Origin of the sequence: Methylobacterium sp. 77, assembly GCF_000372825.1 — a bacterium.
Lineage (GTDB): Bacteria > Pseudomonadota > Alphaproteobacteria > Rhizobiales > Beijerinckiaceae > Methylobacterium.
This window is the reverse complement of record NZ_KB910516.1, coordinates 2162903-2187676: the sequence shown is the minus strand read 5'-3', so window position 1 is coordinate 2187676 and position 24774 is coordinate 2162903. Positions and strand designations below refer to the sequence as shown.

Below are 24774 nucleotides of genomic sequence, written 5' to 3'. Positions count from 1 at the left end.
GTCGGCACTCAAACAGCTTGACTGTGGGAGCGGCCGCATCCGACCCGACATGGTCGTAGAAGCCTTTCGGAGCGATCCTCCAAAGCGAACGCCCGGGGCGTCGCGGATCGCGGCAACCTACCGTATCCAGCCTGCCTTGATCGCCGCCGCGACCTCATCGACGAACAGGCGTGTCTTCGCCGGCACCAAGCGCCCTGGGGGCATGACCGCGTAGACGCCGCCATCCTCGCGCCCGCCCCAGCCCGGTAGGACCTCGACCAGCTCGCCAGCGCGCAGGGCCGGTCCCGCCAGCCAATCAGCCGTGAAGGTGATGCCCGCGTCCGCGATGGCGGCGGCAAGCAGCACTTCGGAATGATCGGCGACGAGGGTGCAGGCCGGGCGCACCGTATGGCGCTTGCCCTCCTTCGTCAGAGGCCAGTCCGGCCAAGCCGCGAAGCCCGTGAAGCCCAAGCAGTCATGGTTTGTTAGATCGGCCGGACCGTTCGGCGTGCCACGAGCGGCAAGGTAGGCCGGGGAAGCTACGAGCAGGTTCCGGTAGGTTGCTATCCTGCGGGTCGTCAGCGAACTGTCGCGGGGCTTGCCCGCCGCCACTCGGATGGAGACGTCGACGCCCTCCGCCACAAGGTCGACGAAGCGGTCGGTGAAGCGTAGGTCGAGGCGGATCTGCGGGTGGCGAGCGAGAAAGCCAGGTAGGATCGGAGAGACCCACTGGCGTCCGAAGGTCAGGGGCAATGAGGCTCGTACGAGACCCTGCGGGCTTGCGGCGTGGTCGCTGGCTTCTCGGTTAGCGCTCGCTAGTTCCTCCAGAAGCGCCTGAACGCGCCGGCAGTACGTTGCCCCGACTTCCGTCAAAGACACGCGGCGTGTGGTCCGGGAGAGCAGGCGGACTCCGAGGCGCTGCTCCAACTGGCTCACGCGGCGCGAAAGCACGGAGGCGTCGCGTTCGAGCACCTTCGCGGCCTCGGTGAAGCTCCCAGCCTCTGCCACCGCGACGAAGGCGGTGAGATCTTCGACGCTGGCCTGATCCGATAATTCCTGCATGATCTGCACGAGTGTAATGCTGCTGACCCGGATTAATCCGAGCCAGTGCAAGACGTACATCGTGTTCATCGAAAACGCGAGGAGATGACAGTGACGAAGACCTTTCTCAGCATCGGCGCCGGCCCGGGTATGGGCCTTGAGACCGCGGAGCGCTTCGCTCGTGAGGGCTTTCAGGTGATCCTGAGCGCCCGCAACGAGGGCAAGACGCAGGAACTCGCACAGCAGCTCAAGGCGAAGGGCCACACGGCCGAGGTGCGCACGGTGGACGCGAGCGATCCCGCGAGCGTGGCTAATCTCGTCGAAACCGTTGAGCGCGAGTTCGGCAGCGTCGACGTCCTGCACTACAACGCCGCCGGCATGCGCCAGGCGACCCTTGCCGACCAGCCGCGCGACACCTTCAACGCCGATCTCGCCGTGAACATCGGCGGCGCCATGGCGGCTGCCCAGGCGGTTGCACCGAAGATGGCCGAGCGCGGTACCGGTACCATCCTATTCACCGGCGGCGGCTTCGGCCTCCAGCCACACCCGGACTACCTGTCGCTCAGCATCGGCAAGGCTGGCATCCGCGCCCTGGCTCAGGGCATTTTCGAGACCTTCCAGGAGAAGGGCATCCACGTCGCGACTGTCACGGTGGCGGGCTTCGTGAACGCCGGCTCCGAGGATGCGAAGGCGGTAGGCGAGCAGTTCTGGCAGTTCCACACGCAGCCGAAGGGCTCGTGGGAGATGGAAGCCGTATACACGCCCAAGGGCTGATCCCGATCCGTCACCGGCCGGCTCCCATGCCGGTCGGTGGCGTCGTTCCGCGCTCAGGCGCGTTCTCCCGAACCCTATGGAGCGCCCGCATGGCCCAGGAACGCCGGCTTCACCTCGGCGCCTTCATGCGCCCCGTGGGCATCCACACCGCATGGTGGCGCTATCCCGGGGCCTATCCAGACGCCAACTTCAACTTCGAGCACCTGGCGCACTTTGCCCGCCGGTTGGAGGCGGCGAAGTTCGACGCCTTCTTCATGGCCGACCATCTCGCGGTGATGAACATGCCAATGGCGGCTTTGCGCCGCTCGGCCACCGTGACCTCGTTCGATCCGCTGACCTTGCTCCCGGCGCTCGCTGTGCTTACCGAGCGCATCGGCCTGATCGCCACTGCCTCAACCACCTACAACGAGCCCTATCATGTGGCCCGCAAGTTCGCCTCGCTCGACCACATCTCGAAGGGTCGCGCAGGCTGGAACCTCGTCACGTCGCACAACCCCGACGAGGCGCTGAACTTCGGCCGCGACGAACATCTCGGCCACGCCACCCGCTATACCCGCGCCCGCGAGTTCTTCGACGTGGTCACCGGCCTGTGGGATAGCTTTGCCGACGACGCCTTCCCGATGGACCAGAAAAGCGGGGTATTCTTCGACCCCGCGAAGATGCATGTCCTCGACCACCACGGCGAGAACCTGAAGGTGAAGGGGCCGCTGAACGTCGCCCGTCCGGTCCAGGGCTGGCCGGTTATCGTGCAGGCGGGCGCGTCCGAGGCGGGGCGCCAAATCGCAGCCGAGACCGCCGAAATGGTCTTCGGCTCGGCCTCTACCCTGGAGGCGGCCCAGGCCTTCTACACCGACGTGAAGGGCCGCATGCCGGCGGTTGGGCGCGACCCCGACCACCTCAAGATCCTGCCGGCTTGCGTGGTCGTCCTTGGCGCGACCGAAGCGGACGCGAAGGCCAAGAAGGAACGCCTCGACGACCTCGTCCATCCCGACAGCGGGCTCGCCAACCTTTCGGTGCGCCTCGGCGTCGATGCCTCGGGCTTCGACCTCGACGCGCCGCTGCCGGACCTACCCGAGACGAATGCGAGCAAGAGCAACCAGGCGCAGATCGTCGCGTATGCCCGACGCACCGGCGCGACCGTCCGGGAACTCGCCCGCAAGGTCGGCGGCTACGGCGGCCTGCACATCGTAGGCACATCGGCCCAGGTCGCCGACCGGATGCAGGAATGGCTGGAGACCCGCGCCTGCGATGGCTTCAACCTGATGTTCCACACCGTGCCCGAGGGGCTCGACGATGTGGTGGACGGGTTGGTGCCGGAGCTTCAGCGGCGCGGCCTTTTCCGCACCGAGTACGAGGGTGCGACCCTCCGTGACCATCTCGGCCTTCCCAGGCCGTCGAACCGCTTCTTTCCCCTGGGCTGAGACGTCCGCTCTCCGGACTGGTACGCTCCGAAGCAGACCGGCAAAGATCCACCCTAAGCTGCCGTTCTGCGCGGGTGCCAGGAGTCAAATTTCCATCATTCGCGGACCCGAACAAGGTCAAGCTGCTGGAGCTCAGCCCCTTGAGCATCTCTCGCAGAACCCGGGGCGCCGATTTACGCCACGGCGAAGGGCAGCTGCCGCATCGGTTTGCCGGTCAGTTTCGCAATCGCGTTGGCGAAGGCCGGCGCCAGGGGCGGCAGGCCGGGTTCGCCCATGCCGGTGGGCGGCTCCGCGCTTGGGACGATGTGGACGGCGAACTCCGGGACGTCCGTCACGCGGGCGACCTTGTAGGCGTCGAAGTTGGCCTGCTCGACGATGCCGTCCTTGAGCGTGATGGCCGACCCCTCCAGGCACATCGACAGCCCCATCACCGCCGCGCCCTGGACCTGGGCCTCGATGGTGCGCGGGTTGACCGCCAGGTTGCAGTGAACCCCGGCCGTGACCTTGTGCAGGACCGGCTGGCCGTCCTTCACCGACGCCTCGACGACGTAGGCGACCACGGACCCGAAGGATTCATGCACGGCGACGCCCCAGGCGCGACCGTCCGCCAATGGCGCCTTGCCGTAGCCGCTCTTATCGACGGACAGTTGTAGGGCGGCGCGATGGCGAGGGTTCTCGTCGCCGAACAACCGCATGCGGTAGGCGACCGGGTCCTGGTTCGTGGCGCGGGCGATGTCGTCGAGCAGGGTCTCCATCACGAAGGCGGTGTGGGTGGACCCGACGCTGCGCCACCACAGGACCGGCACGTTGACCTTGGGATGGTGCACCGTCAGGCGCATCGGCAGCGCGTAGGGCTCTCGCATGCCCTCGGTCGCCGAGGCGTCGATGCCGTCCTTGACCTGGAAGGCGGCGAACACGGTGCCGTCGAGGATCGACTGCCCGACGAGGACGTGGTCCCAGGCCAGCACCTTGCCCTGCTCGTCGAAGCCGATGCGGGCGCGGTGCAGGTGCATCGGGCGGTAGAAGCCGCCCTTCATGTCGTCCTCGCGGCTCCACACCGTCCGGATCGGGACGTCGAGCCCGGCGGCGCGCGCCGCCTTGGCGATCATGCAGGCCTCGACCGCCGTGTCGCTCGTGCTCGAAAAGCGCCGCCCGAAGCCGCCGCCCGACATCTGGACGTTGATGGCGACCTGCTCCGGCTGCAGGCCGAGGGCCTTGGAGGCGGCGGCCGCGTCGAGGCCGGGGCTCTGACTGCCCATCCAGATCATCGCCCGGTCGTCGGCGAGGCGGACGGTGCAGTTCAGGGGCTCCATCGCCGCGTGGGCGAGGAAGGGGAAGACGAACTCGGCCTCCAGGGTCTGGGGGGCCGTGTCGAGCGGCGTCATGTCGGCGTCGAACTTGCGCCGGCCGGGCTGGCCGGAGAGTTCGCGGTACCGGGCAAGCAGGCGTTCGCTATCGACCTTCTCGACGCCCGAGGTGTCCCACTCGACCTTGAGGGCATCACGCCCCTGGGTGGCCTGCCAGTACCCCTCCGCGATCACGGCGATGCCCTGGGCGCCCCCGTCCAGTGGCACCCGCAGGACGGCCTTCACGCCCCGGACAGCCCGGGCGGCGCGGTCATCCACCGTTGCCACCTTCGCCCCGAACACCGGAGGCCGCGCCACCACGGCGGTGAGCTGGCCCTGAAGGGCCATGTCGATTCCGAAAACCTGCCGGCCGCTGCTCTTGGCGGTGGCATCGAGCCGTGGCGTCGGGCGGCCGATGATGCGGAAATCCTTCGGGTCCTTCAGCACCACGGTCTCGGGGACCGGCAGCGCCATGGCGGCATCGGCAAGCTCGCCGTATCCCACCGTGCGTCCCTTGGGTCCGACCACGGTGCCGGCGCGCGTGGTGAGGGTGGCGGCATCGACCTTCCAGCGCGCCGCCGCCGCGGCCAGCAGCATGGCACGTGTCCGTGCCCCGAGTTCGCGGTACTGGGTGAAGCTGTTCTTGATCGTGTTGGAGCCACCGGTCAGGTGCATGCCGAAGGCCGGATCGACATAGGCCATGTCGTTCGTGCCGTGCTTGCTCCGCACCCGGCCCCAGTCGGCGTCGAGCTCCTCGGCCAGGATCATCGCCAGGGCGGTGTTGACGCCCTGCCCGAACTCCAGCCGGTTGATCGTCACCGTGACCTCGCCGTCGCGGGCGATCCGGACGAAGGCCGAAGGCTGCTGCGTCGCCTTGAGGGCGCTGGCGCCCCTGGGCGTCGCTGTCTCGGCCCCGGCGACTTGGGGAAAGACGCCCAGCGCCAGGCCGCCGGCGCCGGCGAGCTTGAGGAAGCTGCGGCGGGCCAGGGCCTTCGGGGCCGGCCGGTCGCGGGTCATCAGGTGCTGGAGCGCGCGCGGGAGATCGCTGAAGTCGACCTTGTGCATCATGGCGTGTCCCTCAGGCGATGGCGCGGGCGGCATCGGCCACGGCGGCACGGATGCGGGCGTAGGTGCCGCAACGGCAGATGTTTCCGGCCATGGCGGCATCGATGTCGGCGGGGCTCGGCCGGGTCCCCCGTGGGAGCCCCTTGAGGAAGGCGATGGCGCTCATGATCTGGCCGCTCTGGCAGTAGCCGCACTGGGCCACGTCGTGCCTGACCCAGGCGGCGTGGACGGCGGCCCCGATCCGCGTGGTGCTCGCGGTCGCGGCCTCGATGGTGGTGATCTTCTTGCCCTTGGCATCCGAGATCGAGGTGCTGCAGGAGCGGACGGCCTCGCCTTCGAGATGGACCGTGCACGCCCCGCACAGGCCGGCCCCGCATCCGAACTTGGTGCCAGTCATGCCCAGCGTGTCGCGCAGGGCCCAGAGGATCGGCGTGGCCGGATCGAGATCGACCGCATGCCTGACACCGTTGATGAGAAGCTGTGCCATCGTGCTGCCCGCGACTGGCCGGTCGGGCGGTCCCAGCCGCCCAGATAGGGACGGGTCGGAAAGCGCCGCATCAGGCCGGTGGAACCGGAGATCCGCACCGAATCCGGTGCGCTTAATCGATGGTACGACCATCGCATCCTTCCGATTAGGAGGCTTCTCGATCTAGGGCTTATGCCTCTGGCGCATCAATTAGGCGCGGTAGCGCAGCGCTTCGATCAGCAGGGCGAAGGCCGGCGCATGCTGATGGCGGCTCGGATAGTAGAGGTGATAGCCGGTCATGGTCACGGACCATTCCGGAAGGACCCGGACGAGGCGTCCCGCCGCCACGTGATCCAGCACGCGATCCTCGGGGACGTAGGTCACACCGAGTCCCTTCAGGGCCGCCCTGACGATCATCGGGATCGCGTTGAAGGTCAGGGCCCCCTCCGTCCGCACCCGCAATTCGCGACCGTCCTTGACGAAAGGCCACGTCCACAGGCCACCCGAGGTCGGCAGGCGCAGGTTGATGCAGGCGTGTTCGGTGAGGTCGTGCGGGGTCGTCGGCGGGGGACGTTTGGCGAAGTAGTCAGGCGACGCGACGACCGCCTGGCGGAAGTCGGGACCGATCCGCATCGCGATCATGTCCTTGGCGACCTGCTCACCGAGGCGGATGCCGGCGTCGAACCGGTCGGCGACGATATCGGCCAGGCCGTAGTCGTTGATGATCTCTATGCGGATGTCCGGGTACGCCGTCAGGAGCTTGGCCACGGCCGGCATGAGGACCGTGTCCGTGGCGTGCTCGACCGAGGTGATGCGAAGGCTGCCCGCCGGCTTATCACGATGGTCACTCAAGGCCGCCAGACCGACCCCGATCCCCTCGAATAGCGGTCCCACCGTCTGGAGGAGACGTTCACCCGCCTCGGTGGGTGCCACGCTGCGGGTGCTGCGGGTCAGCAGACGGACGCCGAGACGGGCTTCCAGGGACCGGATCGTTCGGCTGAGCGCCGGTTGCGACACAGCGAGTTGGGCCGCCGCCCTGGTGAAGTTGCGTTCGCGCGCCACCGCCAGGAAGGCGATCAGGTCGGCGACGTTCTCCCGGTCCATTGATGCGTCTCGGATATGGGTTCAAGCCGATTGAGCCATCTAATCGGGTGTGGGGCCGTTCGCTAGCTTGGGTCACGAGACGGATGAAGAAACGCACGGGTTTCTTCGGCTCAGAATCCAAAGGGCGAATGTCATGAGCAAGGTGTGGTTCATCACCGGCGCCGGCAGCGGCATGGGCGCGGAGACGGCCAAGGCTGCGCTGGCCGCCGGCGACCGCGTTGTCGCCACGGGGCGCGACCTCGACAAGGTCCGGACGGCCATCGGGCAGGATGCCGGCGACAGCCTCACCTATATCCGCCTCGATGTGGCTGATGCCGCGCAGGCCAAGGCGGCGGCCGAGGAGGCCGTGCAGGCCTTCGGGCGCATCGACGTGCTGGTGAACAATGCCGGCTACTGCATACTCGGCAACTTCGAGGAGATCACCCAGTCCGAGTTCGAGCAGCAGTTCGCCACCAACTTCTGGGGCGTGAGCAACGTCCTGCGCGCCGTGCTGCCGACGTTGCGTCGGCAGCGTTCGGGTTACGTCCTGAACATCAGTTCCGTGGCCGGCGTGGTCGGGCAGAGGCATTGCAGCGCCTATGCGGCGTCCAAGTTCGCGCTGGAGGGACTGTCGTTCGCCATCGCCAACGAGGTCGGCCAGTTCGGCATTCGCGTGACCGTGGTCGAGCCCGGCTTCTTCCGCACGGACTTCCTCGACTCCCGCAACGCCCGGTACGCAACCAGCAGCATCGCCGACTACGCCCATGAGGGGCCGGCCGAGGCGATGTACTCCTCGTTCAGCGGCCAGCAGAGCGGCGACCCGTCCAAGCTCGGACCGGCGCTGGTGAACCTGTCGCGCCTCGCCGAGCCGCCCGCGATCTTCGCCGCCGGCGGCGACGCCCTGGCGATGATCACCCCGGTCGTCGAAGCCCGCCTGAAGGACATGCGCGATCACGAAGCCCTGTCCCGGGCCGCCAGCGGCGAGGCCTGATCCAGGGCCACGGTCACGGGCCGCATTCAGGGGTCGTGACCGTGCGAGAGGACACATCCGACCAAGCCCGGCGGCGTCAAACCGAGGCCACAAGGCTCCGGTCTATTCGACCTGCCCGTCGGGGCGCCACGAGACATCCATGACCATTCCCGTCGATCCCTCCCCGGATGCGGAGCCGCACAGCCTCCACCGTCGCCGCTTCGGTGCCATGGTCCTGGCGGCAGGCGTCGGCGGCCTGCTTGGGCGCAGTTCGGCATCGGCGCTGCCAATGTCCGCCGAAGCACGCTTCATCGACTTCGAGTGGGTCGATCCCGCACGCGACCGCGCCGTACCGGCCCGGCTCTACTGGCCAGCGGCCTCCGCCACGAAGGGCCCGGTCCCGCTGATCGTGTTCTCCCACGGGCTCGGCGGTTCGCGGAAAGGCTATAGCTACCTCGGCGAGGGGTGGTCCGGGCGCGGCACCGCCAGCCTGCACATCCAGCATGTCGGGAGCGACGAGACGCTCTGGCAGGGAAACCCGATCATGCTCCTCGACCGCCTCGACGGGGCGGCCGACGAACGCGAGGCCATCGAGCGGACGCGGGACGTGAGCTTCGGCCTCGACCGCCTGCTCCACCGTGACAATCCCTTCCACGCCGCCATCGACCGGAAGCGCATCGTCGCGGCCGGTCACTCCTACGGGGCGAACACCACCCTGATCCTCACCGGCGCCCAGGTGATCCGGGACGGTAAGCCCCTGGGGTACCGGGACCCGCGCTTCACGGCGAGCATCGTCATCTCGGCGCCGCCCTTCTACGGCGAGACCGACCTCGCCGCGGTCCTCGCCTCGGTCGACGTTCCGACCCTCCACGTGACCACGACGGAGGACACGATCCGCATCCCGGGCCGGTACTCCCCGGTCCAGGACCGCATCGACGTCTACGCGGCGATTCCGACGCCGCAGAAAGCTTTGGCCGTCTTTCAGGGCGGATCGCACAGCGTGTTCACGGACCGCTCCCTCCGGAACGGCGGACCGCTGAACCCCCTCGTGAAGCGCGCGACAGCGGAGGTGGGGCTCGCCTTCCTCGATCTCGTTCACCGGTCCGATCCGGTTCCGCTCGAAGAGTGGGGTGCCACCTGGAAGCCGATCCTGGCCGCGGCACCGAAGCCGTTCATGGTCGACACTCGCCGCGTGGATCGGAAACGACGCGCCTGAGGTCCGTCGGCGTCGCGTAACATGCGACCTCCTCGGCCGTCATCGACTGGACCTTTACTGGCCGACCGGTCGACGTGTCAGGCCGTCTGCCTGACCCTAAACCAACCGGTGGCTGCTTCGATGACCTGCCAGAGCTTTTCCGGGATGGCGAGTCGGGGGACGTCCGATGCGGCGACATCCTGCGCGATGGCATCCTGGCGCCGACTTTCCGCCAACTCGACCCAGTCGGGGTTCATCACCAAGCCTTGGCCGATGGCAACGAGCGAGAGTCCTTCCGAAAGGGCCCGGGCCGCCTCGTACGGCGTCCGCATCCGCCCCGCGGCGATGACGGGGATACGACCGCCGACGTGCTCGACGAGGATTTTCGCGATAGTCGCACCTTCGGGGGCGTCGAGTGGCTTGGTCGTCAGCGCATCCTGTAGCGAGGCGTGGAGATAGTCGATCCCGGCTTCCACGAGGCGGTCGACGAGGACGAGCGTGTCACAGATCCTCAGGCCGTCCTTCTCGGGCTCCTCGGGCGAGATCCGGTACCCCAGGACGAACGGCCGGTCCGCGTGGGCGGCGATGACGCGCCGGACCTCCTCCACCACGGCGAGCGGGAAGCGCATGCGATTGTCGGGGGATCCGCCCCAGGCATCCTCGCGTCGGTTGAAGTGCGGGGATAGGAAGTTCTGGATCAGGAAGGCGTGTGCACCGTGGAGTTCGACCCCGTCGAAGCCGGCCAGGATCGCGCGCCGTGTGGTCTCTCCGAAGGCCCGGATGACCCCGAGGACTTCCTCTTCCGTCAAGGCGCGGGGCGTCGCCGCTGCGTTGGACGCCCCCGGCTTCATGGCGACGGCGCTGGCGGCGACGACTTCGGGCACCAGGTCCGGGGGGGCCTTCGCGCCGGCGTGGAAGATCTGGAGAATGGCCGGGGCTCCCCCGCTCTTGGCCGCCACCGCTAGCCGCGTGAGGCTCGGGATGAAGGCGTCGTCGTGGGCGGCGAACTCCCCGGTAAAACCGACTCCGTTCGCCTGAACGTGGGTGCAGCCGGTGATGACGAGACCCACGCCTGAGACGCGGCGGCGATAGTAGGCGTCCTCGGCGTCCGAGACCGTGCCGTCGTCATTGCTCGCCCAGGTCGTCATCGGGGCCATGGCCACGCGATTGCGCAGTGCGACGCCAGCGTTGAGTTCGAAGGGCTCGAAAAGGGTGGCCTGGGACATGATCGGGATCTTCGCTGGGTTGCCTGCCGGCATGCCGTGACGCCGGACGCCTCGTTCACCATCGAAGCTAACGTCCGTTTCCTCATGCGATTAGATGCCTTAAACGGCATGGGTTCATAACGCCGGAGCATCAATGGCACGGGAGACCATCACCGACCTGCTGGTCTTCATGGCGGTTGCCCGGGAGCGGAGCTTCACCCGGGCGGCGGCCCACCTTGGCGTTTCGCAGCCGGCGCTGAGCCGGACGATCCGCGAGCTTGAGGCGCGTCTGGGCGTGCGCCTCCTGACCCGAACCACCCGCAGCGTCGCACCGACCGAGGCCGGAGAGCGCCTGCTAGCGTCGGTCGGACCTCACTTCGAAGGGATCGAGGCCGGGCTGTCCGACCTGACGGCGTTGCGCGAGAAGCCGTCCGGAAGCCTTCGCATCACCTCGGTCGAGCACGCCTCGAACACCCTCCTGGCGCCCGCGCTGGCGAAGCTTCTGCCGGACTACCCCGACATCAAGGTCGAGATCATCAACGACTACGGCCTCTCCGACATCGTCGCCGACCGGTTCGACGCGGGCGTGCGCCTGGGCGAGCAGGTGGCCAAGGACATGATCGGCGTCCGTATCGGCCCGGATTTCAAGCAGGCGCTGGTCGGATCGCCCGCCTACCTCAAGAGCCGTGGCCGCCCCCGTACGCCGCACGACCTCGCCGACCACGACTGCATCAATTTGCGCCTACCGACGTCGGGCGGTGTATACGTGTGGCCGTTCACGAGGCAGGGCCAGTCCGTGCGGGTGCGTCCCGAGGGACAACTCACCTTCAACACCATCACGCTGATGCTGGACATGGCCATTGCCGGCCTCGGCCTCGCCTTCCTGCCCGAGGATGTCGTGCAGGCAGGCATCAACGACGGGCGCCTCGTCCGGGTCCTGGCCGACTGGTCCCCGACGCTGCCGGGATACCACCTTTATTACCCAAGCCGGCGTCAGCAGACGCCCGCCTTCGCCCTGCTGGTCGAGGCCCTGCGCTATCGGTCCTGAGCCTTCCGAGAGGCACGGTGCGACGTCGTCCGCGAGGGGTGCGTCAGACCTCGACGATCATGTCGGCCAGGAACCTTGTGTCCTCGTCGACGTGGCCGCGGGCGTTGCAGACGATGCGGGTCCGTCCGATCCGGTAGTCCGAATGCCGGTGGACGTGACCATGCACCCACAGGTCCGGCCCCTGCCCCTCGATGATGTCCGACAGGTCGGAGGCGTCGCACCAAGCGAGAGGCTGGTGCCGCGACGGCAGGCTGTCCGGATGGGGTGCGTGGTGGGTGACGACCACGGTGGGGCCGTCGTGGGCCTTGGCGAGCCCGGCGTCGAGGAAGGCCCGCGTCGTCCGGTGTAGGGCGAAAACCTCCTCGGGCTCGATCCGGTGCCTTGAGCTCGGCCCGGTGCGGATGCGGCGGTAGTCCACCATTCCGCCGCGACCCTGGGCGGAACGGAACCCGTGCGTCAGGCTGAAGGACCCGAGCCGGAAGTCGGTCCAGAGCGTGCCGCCCAGGTAGCGGGTACCGCTGAGCGTTACCGCGTCGTCCATCAGAAGCGTGATGCCGAGCGCGGCACCCCGGTCGCGTCCTCGCGAAATCTGATCGTGGATGGTGTAGCGCTCCTCGCCGCGGTCCCACCAGAAGTCGTGGTTGCCGGGGACATAGATGACCGGGACGCCGGGCAGGCGCTCGCCGAGCCAGTCCAGCGCCCGCAGGAGCGGCATGTGGACGTCGCCCGCGATCACGGCCACGTCGAAGCCGCCGGCAGGCGCGTGGGCGGCGGGGTCCCAGGCGTTCTCGGGGCAGTCCTGGTGCAGGTCCGAGAAGATCCAGAGTCGTGTGGGGTCGTGCGTCATCGCTCGCCTCGCGCGGCCATGGCGTTCTCGGCGAGGCGAACGCGGATCTCGGCCAGGGTCACCGGCCTGAAGCCGAAGCAGTCGACGCCGACGTCGGTGCTCGTCGCCGTGCCGGGCAGGCTGCCGTGCGAATGTCCGAAGAGGTGGAGGTCGCCGTAGTGCTGGCGCGGCCAGACGCGGTGGGCGTAGTGCGAGCACCAGACCCCGGTGGTGGTTCCGTCGGCGTTCTCGACGACGACCCTGATGACGTCGACGACGGGTCCATCCCAAGGCAACCGCGAGGCGATCCTATCGTGGTTGCCCCGCACCAGTCGGCGCTGCCCGGCCAGACGGCGAAACACGCTTCGCGCGCGGGCCTCGGGGCAGCGGTAGCAGAAATCGCCGAGGTGCCAGACGGTGTCCTCGGGGCGCACGACGGCGTTCCATCGCGAGATCAGGGTCTCGTCGTGCTCGTCGATGGAGGCGAACGGTCGGGGGGCCAGCATCCGGGTCGAGAGGATGTGCGTGTGGCCAAAGTGGGTATCGGAAACGAAGAATTGGCGTGACATGGAAGCCTCGAAAAACGGAGGCTTACGCACGCGGCGGCACCCCGGGATCAGTCGAATGGGTGCATGTGCTTGCGTATCATCGTGGCTCTCCTCGAAGCGGCGTGACCGTGACCTGGCCGGTCCCACAAGGCAAGGTTGGTATCGCGGATCCACAAGATCGGCAGCCCGAGACGCTCCCGGTGACCGATCAGGTTCGGGGCGATGGATGTCAGGGGATTCCCGCAACCCGCATATTCCGCGGGTGACCGGCTCCTCGCCCAACTACAAATTGGCTCTGTGGCGACGAAACCCGTAACCCAGGAAATCGCCTAGGTTGCAGCTTCCGATCCAGCCAGACGATTGCCGAATCGTCCTCCACGTGAGAGCCCAGCAATCTGGATATCTGGATTGCCAAAATGGTCTTCACCCCTGACGATAGCAGGCAATCGCCCCGTCCAGACGGGCGAAAGCCCTTGTACGTGTACCTGCCGCCGGAACTGATCGTCAGCCTCAAGAAGGCCGCGCTCGATGACAATCGGCCTGTCTACGCCTTGGTCGAAGAAGCCGTGACGCAAATGCTGCAAGCCCGCGAAGAGGCGGCAGCTAACGGGGGGAAGAAGTAGGCGATGGCCATTCAGAGCGTACGGCAGCTTTGCGAACTCAGCGACATCGTCTCGAAGGACGGTCTCGTCGATCAGATCGCCAACCTAGACGACCTGCACAAGGGCAAGATCGACGCCGACGCATTCTTCCGGCGCAACCACTTTACGGAGGGTCTAAATGCGCTTGTCCGGAACGGTTTTGACCGCCTTTCGGGCAGAACCGGGGACGGCGCCTTCTATCTTTCCCAGTCGATGGGTGGCGGCAAGACGCACTCCCTGATTGCCTTTGCCCTGCTCGCCCAGGACGACGGCCTACGCCATCGTATCATACCTAACATCGCCCCAACCGCGACCTTCGGCTCGGCAAAGGTCGTCATCTTCAACGGCCATCAGAACCCCTCCAACTTCCTCTGGGGCGAGATCGCTGATCGCCTCGGGCGGCCGGAAGCTATGACGCGCTTCTGGAAGGATGGGGCCAAGACCCCAGGCGTCGATGACTGGGTCGAAGCGCTCGGCGACGGCCCCGTCCTGATCCTATTGGACGAGCTCCCAAGCTACCTGCAGATGGCTGAGGGCCAGGCGGTTGGGAACTCGACGCTTGCGGACATCACCATCGGCGCCCTGGAGCGTCTGTTCAACGCCCTGTCTCAGCTGCCGCGGGCCTGCGTGGTCGTCACGAACCTTATTGACGACGTCTTCGCCGAGGGCTCCGGCAAGCTGAAAACGCTCATCAATACGCTCAACAAGCAGTACGGAAAGTACGCCCAGGCTATCACGCCGGTGCAGCAGAACTCGGGCGAAGTTTTCCAGATCATCCGGAAAAAACTCTTCGACAAACTTCCGGACGGCGACGTCATTGACGAGATCGCCCAGGCCTACGTCGACGAGCTCAATCGGGCAAAGAAGGTGGACGACGTTCCATCGATACCCGAGAGCTTCATCGCCCGGATTAGAGAAACCTACCCCTTCCATCCGTCGATCCGAGACATCGTCGCCCGTTTCAAGGAGAACCCTGGGTACCAACAAACCCGGGCTCTCATCCGTATCCTTCGTCTCGCCGTCCGGAATGCCTGGGCATCTGACGATTCGATTTTCCTCATCGGCCTGCAGCATCTCGACCTCAACCATCCCGGGACGGTCGAGGAGATCCGCAAGATCAACAACCATTTCACGAACGCCATCTCGAAGGACATTGCGGACCGAGGCAACGCCTTGGCCGAGCAGGTCGACGCCGGCGAAGGCTCGTCCACGGCGACCTCAGTCGCCAAGCTCGTCCTGATGTCCTCGCTCTCGACGGCGGAGCAGCCCATCCTTGGCCTGCGGCGGTCGGAGATCATCGAGTGCCTGATCGACCCCTTGACCCGGACCCCGGCGATCTCGACGGCTTTGGATAGGCTCAGCGGCAACGCCGAGTATCTGTTCAAGGGCCCCGACGAGCGGATCTACTTCGGCCAGACGGCGAACGTGGTATCCGAGATCAACAACACCGCCACGAGCTTAGCGGAGGAGGTCGTCGACCAGGAGCTACGCAACAAGCTCGCAGAGGTCTTCGAGCCGAAGACCAAAGCGCTCTACAACAAGAACCTGGCCATCCTGCCCTCACTCGATGAGATCAAGGTCGGTGACGAGGACGTGACGCTGATCATCGTCGAGCGTCCGGCCCAGAGCCTGCCGCCGGCCCTCGTCGATTGGTGGAAAAAGCTCGACCGCCAGAATCGTGTGCTGATCCTGACGGCGGACCTGAACTCACTCGGGTCGCTGCGGACTATCGCGCGCCAGATGCGTGCGATCTCCATCGTTGAGAAGGCCATCGCATCGCGGCACGGCAAGGAGACCAGCCAGATGCGCGAGGTGGAGGCGATCAAGGGCCGCGCCGCGAACAGCTTCACCTCAGCCGTACGCGAGACGTTCACCACCCTCGTTTTCCCGACCGGATCGGGCCTGCGGGACTACGGGCAGTTCCGCATGGAGTTCGATAACAACGACTACCGGGGCGAGGAGCAGATCCTCAAGACCCTGGAGTCCCGCGGGAAATACTATCCGGCGGCCAAGCTCGAAGCCGAGATCGCGACGTTGCGCGAGGAGGCCGAGCACGAGCTCTTCGACGCCGATGCGGTGCAGCGCGGCGAGCTGAGGCGAAAAGCGGCGGCCAAGGCGGGCTGGTACTGGCTCTCCTCCGGCGGGCTCGACCACCTCGTCGCCGAAAGCGTTCGCACGAAGCACTGGCGCGAGCGCAACGGGCTGGTCGAGAAGAAGTTCGAGCGGGTCACGTCCGTCACCGTCCGCTTGGAAGGCTCGCTCGACGCCGCCTTGGAGAAGGGGGTCTACAAGCTGATTGTGACGCCCGAGGAGGCGGACACCGTCTACGCCTCGGAGACGGGCCATCCGGACCCCACGGTTTCCGGGAAGGTCGTCGGGCGCAGTTACGAGACCAGCGCGACCAGAGCCTGGTTCCTGCCGGTGGACAGCCGGGGAGAGGCGAAGTCGGGTCCGCCTGTTGAGTGGCTCGCGCCCGTTAAGCTCACGGCCCATGCGGCTTCGACATCGACCGGGACGATCATCGACTGGACAGTTGTCCCTCGCTTGGCCCAGGTCCGTGCATCCTTCGACGGTTCGGACCCGGCGCAGGCCGCGGTGGTCACGAGCCCGCTCTCGGTGCCGACCTCCGCGAAGGAAGTCCGGCTCCTGCCCATGATCGACGGACGATCAGGCGAGGAGGTGCGCCTGGCCCTGGGCGGTGGGTCTCAGGCGCCTCAGCCCTCTAGAGAGATCCGCGATGACCGGCCGCTGCTGCTGCGCCACGCTCTGCGTTTCGATTCCATCACCCGTCTCACCGACGCGATGACGGCGCTGCAAGCGGCTACGGGGGCTTCCGTGCGCGGGGGGCAGATTGAGATCGGAACCGTCGACAGCGACGTGTTCGCCGACATCACCTTCGGCGAGGGTGTGGCGATGACGGCGGAAGCGGTGACGGCGGTCATCGCTTCGGTCTCCCAGTCGGGCGGGTTCACCGCGAGCCGGGCAAGCGCAAGCTTCAACGAGACCCGGTTCGCCTCGGGCAAGGATTACAAGGTGTTCGCCGACGCCGTGGGTCTCGATTTCGAGACCATGAAGTGGGCGCAGGACGAAGGCGTCTGAGGGGAGCATCATGGCGGACTTCGATTGCACCGACTACTACGTCGAGCACTGCTACCTCGTGCAGGTGCCACGGGCCACGAAGGAGACGGTCGACGTCTTCGAGGTATTCGGTCGCCCTCCGGTCGCGACCGATCCGGTTCTTTCTCCGGAGGTGATCCTTCGAGCCCAGCTCCCTAAGGCAAAATGGGACGCTGTCTCGGGCGAGGTGCGCTCTGAGTTCAATCGGCGCCTCAAGACCGAACGCAAGCGTTCGGGCTCGTGGGCTCAGGGAAATAACGGCGTCCAGCGCTTGCTTGGTAAGGAGCTCTTGGTCCTGGTCTGGGCCATCGAGCAGGACGACGTGTCCGTGGAGCACTGCGATGTGGCCATCCGGAACTGGCTTGGTCTCAAGCCGGAGGAGCGCTGGTGGCTCTACACCATGACCGCCGCCTCGACGGGCTACTCGCACCAGGTCGGCATGGGCTGGCGCGACGCTTTGCGTAAGGCCCTTTGCTTTGGGACGAAGCGCGACGTGTTCTCCCTTGGGGTCATGACAGGTCGGGGGCACTTGCCACCGAGGAAGAACACAGGCGCCACTCAACAGCCTGACGTCGCGCAGAAGCGCAACGAGTTCGCCGCGCTCAGGGCCATCTCGGGTCGACTGGAGGCATTCGCGTGAACATCCATCATCATGCTGAGAGGAAACCCGCGGTGACTCCGTATTCCCTCAAGGATGCGCCATCGTTTATCGAAGCGCAATTTCCCGTTGGGAGAATATCGGCTGAAGCTTACAAAGAAAGAATGGCTAAACAAGGCCAGACTCTAACCTCTCTTGGGGCTTACTGGAAAGGACGCAAGCCGCTAATCCTTGTGCGTGCAACGCTGCTCGGATGTTTATTGCCGGCAACGGTTGATCCAGTAAATGACCTTCGCGTATTCCTACTGCTAATGGGCATGGATGACTCCAGCTTCGCTCAAAGAATAAAGTCAATTAAGCCAAGTGATATTGCCACAGATTTTGATCTCTACGGCGATTTAGTTGATATTAATGCGGCCGGTCGAGCACGTTGGCGGGAAACGTTGAAGCGTGACGAGCGCGACACTTTGATCGCCCAATGGCTTTCTACGCTTCCTTACGACAGTCGGTTATCATATACTCACCGTCCGGAAGAAGTAGGTGATTTAATTATAGGCGCACCTGCCTGGCGTATAATCAACGAACATCTCGGTACATCCGCCAAATCAATGGCGGAGTTGATCGAACAGCTTGGAATTATGCGCTATGGTCATAGACCTAGAGTTGCGGACACGTTCTGCGGCGGAGGTTCAATCCCGTTCGAAGCGGCGCGCATGGGATGCGATGTGTATGCATCGGACCTAAACCCTATCGCCTGCATGCTTACCTGGGGCGGCTTTAATATAATTGGGTCGGCTCCTGAGGACAGAACTATCATTCAGGTGGAGCAGCGCCGAGTATCGGACTTAGTTGCAGCCGAAATTGACCGTTTAGGGATCGAGCGTAATAGCTCTGGAAACAAAGCAAAAGCTTATCTATATTGTCTGGAGACCAAGTGTCCAAAGACTGGGTGGATGGTGCCAATGGCTCCATCGTGGGTAATTTCTAAGCAAAAGAATGTTATAGCAAAACTTGTTCCCAATGAAGCAAGTAAAACATATGACATAATCGTCGAAAGCGGCGTTGATGCTGCATCGATGGCCAGTGCAGAGCGCGGTACCATTGTAGGCGGCTGCTTGGTTCACCCAATGAACCCGAACCGAGATGGCGTCGCGGTGAAGGTTATCAGAGGGGACTTTCGTTCGGAGGGTCTAAACGGTAACGGCCTGCGTATGTGGGAAAAGGAAGATTACAAGCCTCTGCCGGACGATGTTTTCCAAGAGCGTTTGTATTGTATACAATGGATAAGAAACCCAAGGGTTGATGGCGGTCGTCAGGAAACGTTCTTCGCTGGCGTCACTGAAGAAGATTTGGTTCGAGAAAATCAGGTGGACGCTATAGTTGGTGAGAACCTTGCACGGTGGCAAAGTGCAGGTCTCGTACCAGAGATGAAAATTCAACGGGGTGGCAAAACGGACGAGCCAATTCGTACGCGTGGATGGACTTATTGGCATCACCTATACACTGCGCGGCAACTCCTGTTTTTTGCTGAATTCAACAAGGTTGCTTCATCGCCTTTGATGAACATCATTTTAGCTCGCATGCTGGACAGATCGTCGAAACTGAATACGTGGATACCCTCCGCAAGTCGCGCCGATGCGCCTGCAAATGTATTTGCAAACCAAGCACTCAATACGTATTACACTTATGGGAGTTACGCTGCATATAACATGCTAACGTTCATTGACGAGGATCGGAGATATTCTCACATCGGGACAATAGGCGTAGTAAACTCTCATCCTGCAAGCGATATTTTATTCAATGCTGACATCTTTGTTACCGATCCGCCTTACGCAGATGCTGTCAATTACCATGAAATAACAGAATTCTTTATCGCTTGGCTTAGTCGCCGTCCGCATCCGCCATTCGATAAGTGGACCTGGGACTCGCAGCGTCCAATCGCGATCAAAGGTAGTGATGAAAAATTCCGATCTGATATGATTGCCGCTTATCGGGCGATGGCGAACCATATGCCTGACGACGGACAGCAAGTGGTTATGTTCACTCACCAGGATGCGGGTGTTTGGGCTGATCTTGCTGCTATCATGTGGGCTGCTGGTCTGCGTGTTTCCGCAGCCTGGAACATAGTCACCGAGACCGAAAGCGCTTTAAGAGAAGGTAATTACGTTCAGGGAACAATTCTCCTTGTGCTCCGTAAGCGCGTGCTATCGGGAAATATCAAGCGCATGGACATTGAAGGGGAAATTGAGGAGGCAGTTGACCATCAGCTATCTTCGCTAAATGCCCTTGATGAAGACTGGACATTCGAGAGACTATATACGGACGGCGATCTTCAGCTTGCAGCTTATGCTGCAGCGCTTAGAGTGATAACAACATATGCCACCATCGACCGAAAGGAAGTTGGTGCGGATGTTTACCGAAAGCTTGAGAAGGGAGAGAAGACCGTTATCCGCGAGCTGATCGAGTACGCAGCCTCAGTCGCCAACAACAAGCTTGTTCCAGATGGTTTCCCCCCTGCCATGTGGCGGGACCTCGATGCGCCGTCTCGGTTCTACGTTCGCATGCTCGACATGGAGAGCAAGGGCACGACTAAGTTCGCCGACTATCAGGACTTCGCCCGAACCTTCTCTGTTGCGGACTACGCCGATCTGATGGACTCGACCAAGGCGAACGCAGCTTCGCTCGCAGGTGCGGGTGCGCTGAAGGCAAGGATGCTAGGCGGCAAGGGCTTCGGGACGTCTCCCCTGCGCCGCGTGCTCTTCGCGACGCACAAGACGATGCAGAAGGACGACCCGCGCGAGGGATTGGCATTTCTCAAGACGGAACTAGGGCAGGATTACTGGCCTAACCGGGCCAAGCTTGTCGCGCTCGCTAAGTACGTCTCAACCAAGACCACGAGAACGCGACCTGTTGAGAGCTCTGCGGCCGACCTTCTCGGCCAGCGCCTCGAAGTCGACAAGGTCTGAGGGCGGGCTGGAGCGAGCCGGTGGTCATGTTGCGTCACTCCTCTCGTCGCGAGCCCCTGCGTGACGTCCTGGGCGAGCGGCTCTCGCGCTCGCGCCGCTACCTGCGCATCGCCGGATACTTCCGGTCGTCGCTCTTGGAGCTCATGTCGGAGGAGCTCTCCGGCGTCGATGAGATCCGGGTGGTGTGCAACGCCGAGCTCGATCCGAACGACGTTAGAATCGCCAAGGCCGCCAGCGAGGGTTCCGACGCCCTGTCGCGTGCCCTTGTCTCTGGCTGGATGGCCGGACAGTCCAGCATCGAAGAGCTTCTCGCCAAAGGCCGCTATCGCATCCTTCACGACCTGCTCGCGTCCGGGCGCATGCGAGTGAAGGTCGTGCCACGGGACGGCACGAACGTGTTCGTCCACGGTAAGGCCGGCATCATGGAGTTCCGCGACGGCGGCTCGACCGCTTTCGTCGGCTCCATGAACGAGAGCGCCACCGGCCTACTGCACTCATACGAGATCCTTTGGGAGGATGACGCGCCTGAGGCGACCCAATGGGTGCGGGAGGAGTTCGAGCACTTCTGGGACCTGGGCGTCGACCTGCCGGAGGCGGTCATCAGCCACATCGGCGCGGTCTCGCAACGTCTTGAGTACGGCTCCATCGAACAAGCCCGGAAGGAGGGGGGTCTTTCCAATCCTGCCGCCGCCCTGGTCGAACGACCGATCTACAAGACGGGCCAGATCCTCCGCCCCTGGCAGAAGCGCTTCGTCCAGGCATGCGTCGACGACCACGCCCTATACGGCAAGGCGCGCTTCCTGATCGCGGACGACGTCGGACTTGGCAAGACCCTGTCCATGGCCGCGGCCGCTCTGGTGCTGTCACTCCTCTCGGGAGGCGGCGTGCTTATCCTGGCGCCGGCCACCCTGACGCGGCAGTGGCAGACCGAGTTGGAGGACATGCTCGGGCTTCCGTCCGCCATCTGGTCCTCGGCCAAGAAGCAGTGGCTCGACGGCAAGGAATTCGCCGTGTCGCCCAAGGGCGACGCCAGCGCGGTCGCCCGCTGTCCGATGCGCGTCGGCATCGTCTCGACCGGGCTGATCGTCAGTGGAGACGAGGATGGCGAGATCCGGCACCTGCGGGACCGGCACTTCGGGGTGGTGATCCTCGACGAGGCGCATAAGGCCAGGGCGGACCGCAGCGGGAAGGACGATGCCCGAGTCGGTGCCAAACGCCTGTTGGACTTCATGGAGCGGCTTGCGGCCAACTCCGACAACGTCATCATCGGGACCGCCACGCCCATCCAGCTGAAAGCGGTCGAGTTGCACGACCTCATCGTCATGCTGGCCAAGGGTACGACCCACGTCCTCGGCAAGGAGGGTAGCCGGGGGTGGTCGTCCGACGACAGCATCGGCTACCTCACGGGCGAGAAGCCGTGGCCAGAGGACCCCACCGACCAATGGGCGCTCCTCCGCAACCCCCTTCCACCGGGGGGCGAGGCTGGCTTCTACAAGGTGTTGCGCACGGGGCATCGGCTGCCCGACGCACGCGTCGACGGGCCCCGGTATGATGATCTCTCGCAGGGGCAGAAAAGCAGGTTGCGGAACGAGTTTCCGACTCTGGTGGCGCAGACCAATCCCATCATTCGGCGCGTGATACGACGGTCCCGTCCGATGTTGGAGAATGCTGGCCTCCTGCCAAAGATCGGCGTGGTCGTGCACCCGCGGGCCGGCGACGGGCTCCCGGCCGAACTTTTCTCCGGCGAGGGGCTGGAGATGGGCTTCTCGTTCCGCCAGGCTTACGATGCCGCGATACGCTTCTGTGGCCTGTATGCCCGCACCCGCCCTGCGGCGGGGTTCATGAAGACCATCCTGCTACGTCGGATCGGCTCGTCGGTTGCGGCGGGGCTGTCGACAACACGGGCTCTACTCGCCGGGGCCATCACCGGTTCGGCCATCGACGACGAGGACGAGGATCTCTACGCCCAGGAGCGCGAGCGCATGCCGCTCACGCCGGACGAGGTGGCTGCTCTGCGCGAGGTCGAGACGCACCTCCTCGCCGTACTCGACCGTGGGAAACGAGATCCCAAGGTCGAGGTCATCATCCGCTACCTCACCGACAACAACTGGCTTGCCGATCACGGCATGATCGCGTTCAGCCAGTTCTTCGACACCGCTGAGTTCGTTGGCATGGGGCTGGCCGCACGCTTTCCCGATCAGGCGGTTGCCATCTACGCGGGCGGCGGCCGCTCTTTCGTTCTCCACGGCGGCGAGCGCCGCCGGACGGATCGCAACGTCATCAAAGAACTCGTACGCACCGGGGGGATCAAGCTGGTGGCCGCAACCGACGCCGCTTGCGAGGGGTTGAACCTGCAGCGCCTTGGTTCGCAGGTGAACGTCGATCTGCCCTGGAACCCCTCACGGCTGGAACAGCGCAAGGGTCGTATCCAACGTATCGGACAGCCGCGACCCGAGATCCACGTCGCAAACCTCCGCTACGCCGGCACCTACGAGGATGAGGTATACGGAGCCCTCTCGGAACGGTTCGAGGACATCTTCAAGGTGCTCGGCCAGCTTCCCGATTCATTCGAAGACGAGTGGGTCGATGCCGTCCTCAAGGACCGAGACGCGGTCAAGCTGTTTCCCACGCGGGTGGAGCAGATCCGGTCGCCCGTCGAGCGGCGCTACTTCCGGGATATCGCAGATGACATCGGCCTGAACTGGGAAGGGACCGAGCGCATCATTTCGTCCCGGGATATCGAGGAGTTCATGCGCAAAGGCTGGTGATCGTGCTCTCGGTTTAGGCGACGAAACCAGGAATATGGCGTGACGAGTGAGTTCGCGCCCAGCCTTTTCCCCTGTCCCGTCTAGGCGAAGCATGACGAAGTTCGACAGGTCGGGTCACTACCGGACCAACCAGAACGGCACGACATTTTGGGTCAGCGACCATAGCGTCAGCCGGGATGACTGGCCGGCCGGAGTCCCTCGTCCGGAGATGAGGGTCTACGGGCACGACGACGCGTCCTCGGTTTCGCGCAACGTCACCATTCCGAACGCGCGTTGCCCGGTCTGCGGTGACCCGGTGTTCTTCTTCATGGCCGCGAATGGCGGTCGGGTCTTCTTTAATCACCTGGGGCAGCCCTGGCCCAAGCACGGATGCACCGATTCTGAGAATGGCCGTGTTTCGGCTTTCGCCGACGCCGGCGGCATCGCCCGATGGCAGCAGGAGCGACGCGCCTGCCTCGGACCTTCCGCATCCGACGAACACTTGGCCGTCAGTCCGGGCCATGCCCGTGGCGGCGCACGCATCGTTCGTCGCGCTGGGAAGGCGATTGCCGTGGTCGAGACCTCCGATGGGACGGCGGCATTCGAGGTAGAAGGAGCGTGGGAGGGCCGTTCCTCGAAGACGGTGTACTTCCGGGTGGTGCCACCGCCGGAGGCGCCGGAGACCTTGGAGTATCTCGGACCAGGCCTAGACATCGTCGCCCTCAAAGTCGTTGCCCGGGTCGAGGTACCGACAAAACCTTCGTCGGACGATTTTGCGGCCATAGCCGAGACCTTCATCGCCGACGTCGATGCGTGGATGAGGGAGTACCTGCCGATGTTCAGGCCGGGGCCTCGCCTCAAGCTCAGTGGTCATGTCGTTGGGATCTTCGGCAGGGTCGGCCGCTCTCGTGCCGTCCTGCTTCCCGTGGCGGCCTGCTTCGACGCCGACGAGGATGAGTGGGCCTACGACAATGACGTGGTGAAGGCTGCTGAGCGCCAGGTCGTCGAGTGGACTGGGAAGATCATTCGGACCCTGGACCGCTTCGAGAAGACGCGGAAGGATCCCCTCTATCGCGACCTCATCATCTGGGTAGTCCCGGGGTCGATCTGGAGTTTCGAGCTCGAACAGCTTGCCCGTAACCACAACCTTGATCGGACCCTGCAACTTTCTCGCACGGGCGTACTGGGACCACCCCCGGCCCACGTCATGCAGTCCATGGACAACGAGATCGAGGAGGGCGTCAGAGAGGAGGGGCTCGGTTTCCATGAGGTTGCAAGGGGCGAACGCTCCTATCTGAAGGAGGGGGCGAAACGGCAAGTCGAGAAGCGTTGGCTCGCGGCCATGATCCGGGAAGCTGGCCTGGACCCTGTGTTCGCCCAACTGGAGAAGGACGGGGTCCTATTCCAGTTCATGGGGACCGTCGTGTCACTTCCCATGCGATGGGGACAACAGGCCATGTTGCCGGACGGACGAAGGCTCCTGGTCCTGCTACACCTTTCCAACCCGGAGCTCGGTCTCGCCTTCGTGCACTTCGGGACGACCTTGGAGGATGAGTACGGTGGCGAGACGTACCCGGCGGACGCCATTTTCCATGCGAAGCGGGTCCGCACCATCGTGAAGTTCTTGGAGACCGGTGCGGGCTCCGTATGAAACGTCCGACTCTGGCCCCTCCGAAGGAGACGTACAGAATCATGCCGGCCCATACGGGATCACCCGCAAAATAGTGAGGTCGCTCGA

Annotated in this window: 18 protein-coding genes; 11 read left to right on the top strand and 7 right to left on the bottom strand. The window is 64.5% G+C overall.

Translation table 11 applies throughout. The features are described 5' to 3' along the window. Positions 1 to 117: 117 nt before the first annotated feature. Positions 118 to 1101: a LysR family transcriptional regulator gene (locus A3OK_RS0110385; RefSeq protein WP_019904799.1), complete on the bottom strand. Its 984-nt coding sequence runs from the start codon at positions 1099 to 1101 to the stop codon at positions 118 to 120. A 30-nt stretch (positions 1102 to 1131) separates the two neighbouring features. Here A3OK_RS0110385 and A3OK_RS0110380 point away from each other — a divergent pair, with 30 nt between their 5' ends. Together A3OK_RS0110380 and A3OK_RS0110375 are read left to right on the top strand one after the other, a co-directional pair. Next, positions 1132 to 1794 (top strand): SDR family NAD(P)-dependent oxidoreductase, encoded by a 663-nt coding sequence (locus A3OK_RS0110380; protein WP_245259341.1) that lies wholly within the window; start codon positions 1132 to 1134, stop codon positions 1792 to 1794. Between the two features lie 89 nt (positions 1795 to 1883). Continuing rightward, the gene (locus A3OK_RS0110375) at positions 1884 to 3215 is read left to right on the top strand and encodes an LLM class flavin-dependent oxidoreductase (RefSeq protein WP_019904797.1); all 1332 of its coding nucleotides are present in this window, start codon (positions 1884 to 1886) and stop codon (positions 3213 to 3215) included. A 173-nt stretch (positions 3216 to 3388) separates the two neighbouring features. Here the strand turns inward: A3OK_RS0110375 and A3OK_RS0110370 are convergent, their stop codons facing one another. From A3OK_RS0110370 to A3OK_RS0110360, 3 genes are all read right to left on the bottom strand, one after another. Next, complete coding sequence (locus A3OK_RS0110370) at positions 3389 to 5629, bottom strand: xanthine dehydrogenase family protein molybdopterin-binding subunit (protein ID WP_019904796.1); 2241 nt, start codon at positions 5627 to 5629, stop codon at positions 3389 to 3391. Positions 5630 to 5639: 10 nt separating this feature from the next. Beyond that, positions 5640 to 6113 (bottom strand): (2Fe-2S)-binding protein, encoded by a 474-nt coding sequence (locus tag A3OK_RS0110365; protein ID WP_019904795.1) that lies wholly within the window; start codon positions 6111 to 6113, stop codon positions 5640 to 5642. 189 nt (positions 6114 to 6302) lie between these two features. Next, a complete protein-coding gene (locus tag A3OK_RS0110360) occupies positions 6303 to 7196 on the bottom strand; it encodes a LysR family transcriptional regulator (protein WP_019904794.1) in 894 nt (297 codons plus the stop codon). A 133-nt stretch (positions 7197 to 7329) separates the two neighbouring features. Between A3OK_RS0110360 and A3OK_RS0110355 the strand changes: the two genes are divergently transcribed. Further along, a complete protein-coding gene (locus A3OK_RS0110355; RefSeq protein ID WP_019904793.1) occupies positions 7330 to 8166 on the top strand; it encodes an SDR family NAD(P)-dependent oxidoreductase in 837 nt (278 codons plus the stop codon). Between the two features lie 139 nt (positions 8167 to 8305). Beyond that, a complete protein-coding gene (locus tag A3OK_RS0110350) occupies positions 8306 to 9361 on the top strand; it encodes a hypothetical protein (RefSeq protein WP_019904792.1) in 1056 nt (351 codons plus the stop codon). A gap of 77 nt (positions 9362 to 9438) precedes the next feature. Here the strand turns inward: A3OK_RS0110350 and A3OK_RS0110345 are convergent, their stop codons facing one another. Further along, the gene (locus A3OK_RS0110345; RefSeq protein WP_196805482.1) at positions 9439 to 10569 is read right to left on the bottom strand and encodes an NADH-dependent flavin oxidoreductase; all 1131 of its coding nucleotides are present in this window, start codon (positions 10567 to 10569) and stop codon (positions 9439 to 9441) included. A gap of 130 nt (positions 10570 to 10699) precedes the next feature. Here A3OK_RS0110345 and A3OK_RS0110340 point away from each other — a divergent pair, with 130 nt between their 5' ends. Then, positions 10700 to 11593 (top strand): LysR family transcriptional regulator, encoded by an 894-nt coding sequence (locus A3OK_RS0110340; protein WP_019904790.1) that lies wholly within the window; start codon positions 10700 to 10702, stop codon positions 11591 to 11593. A 43-nt stretch (positions 11594 to 11636) separates the two neighbouring features. Here the strand turns inward: A3OK_RS0110340 and A3OK_RS0110335 are convergent, their stop codons facing one another. Together A3OK_RS0110335 and A3OK_RS0110330 are read right to left on the bottom strand one after the other, a co-directional pair. Then, on the bottom strand, positions 11637 to 12440 hold the full coding sequence (locus A3OK_RS0110335) for a metallophosphoesterase (RefSeq protein ID WP_019904789.1): 804 nt from the start codon (positions 12438 to 12440) through the stop codon (positions 11637 to 11639). Beyond that, positions 12437 to 12988, bottom strand: a complete 552-nt coding sequence (locus tag A3OK_RS0110330) for a metallophosphoesterase (protein WP_019904788.1) — start codon at positions 12986 to 12988, stop codon at positions 12437 to 12439. Before A3OK_RS0110330 ends, A3OK_RS0110335 begins: the two co-directional genes overlap by 4 nt. 452 nt (positions 12989 to 13440) lie before the next feature. On the opposite strand from A3OK_RS0110330, the gene A3OK_RS22665 reads away from it, so the two are divergent. The 6 genes from A3OK_RS22665 to A3OK_RS0110295 all read left to right on the top strand — a co-directional run bounded on the left by A3OK_RS22665 (position 13441) and on the right by A3OK_RS0110295 (position 24687). Further along, the gene (locus A3OK_RS22665) at positions 13441 to 13590 is read left to right on the top strand and encodes a hypothetical protein (RefSeq protein ID WP_245259340.1); all 150 of its coding nucleotides are present in this window, start codon (positions 13441 to 13443) and stop codon (positions 13588 to 13590) included. A 3-nt stretch (positions 13591 to 13593) separates the two neighbouring features. Next, on the top strand, positions 13594 to 16707 hold the full coding sequence (locus A3OK_RS0110320) for a DUF499 domain-containing protein (protein WP_019904786.1): 3114 nt from the start codon (positions 13594 to 13596) through the stop codon (positions 16705 to 16707). A 10-nt stretch (positions 16708 to 16717) separates the two neighbouring features. Then, positions 16718 to 17365: a DUF3780 domain-containing protein gene (locus A3OK_RS0110315; protein ID WP_019904785.1), complete on the top strand. Its 648-nt coding sequence runs from the start codon at positions 16718 to 16720 to the stop codon at positions 17363 to 17365. Beyond that, entirely contained in the window at positions 17362 to 20289 is a 2928-nt protein-coding gene (locus A3OK_RS23570; RefSeq protein ID WP_196805431.1) for an anti-phage-associated DUF1156 domain-containing protein, read from the top strand. The genes A3OK_RS0110315 and A3OK_RS23570 overlap by 4 nt, the downstream gene beginning before the upstream one ends. Positions 20290 to 20315: 26 nt before the next feature. Then, positions 20316 to 23057, top strand: a complete 2742-nt coding sequence (locus A3OK_RS0110300; RefSeq protein WP_019904782.1) for a helicase-related protein — start codon at positions 20316 to 20318, stop codon at positions 23055 to 23057. A 91-nt stretch (positions 23058 to 23148) separates the two neighbouring features. Further along, positions 23149 to 24687, top strand: a complete 1539-nt coding sequence (locus tag A3OK_RS0110295; RefSeq protein WP_019904781.1) for a hypothetical protein — start codon at positions 23149 to 23151, stop codon at positions 24685 to 24687. Positions 24688 to 24774: the final 87 nt, after the last annotated feature.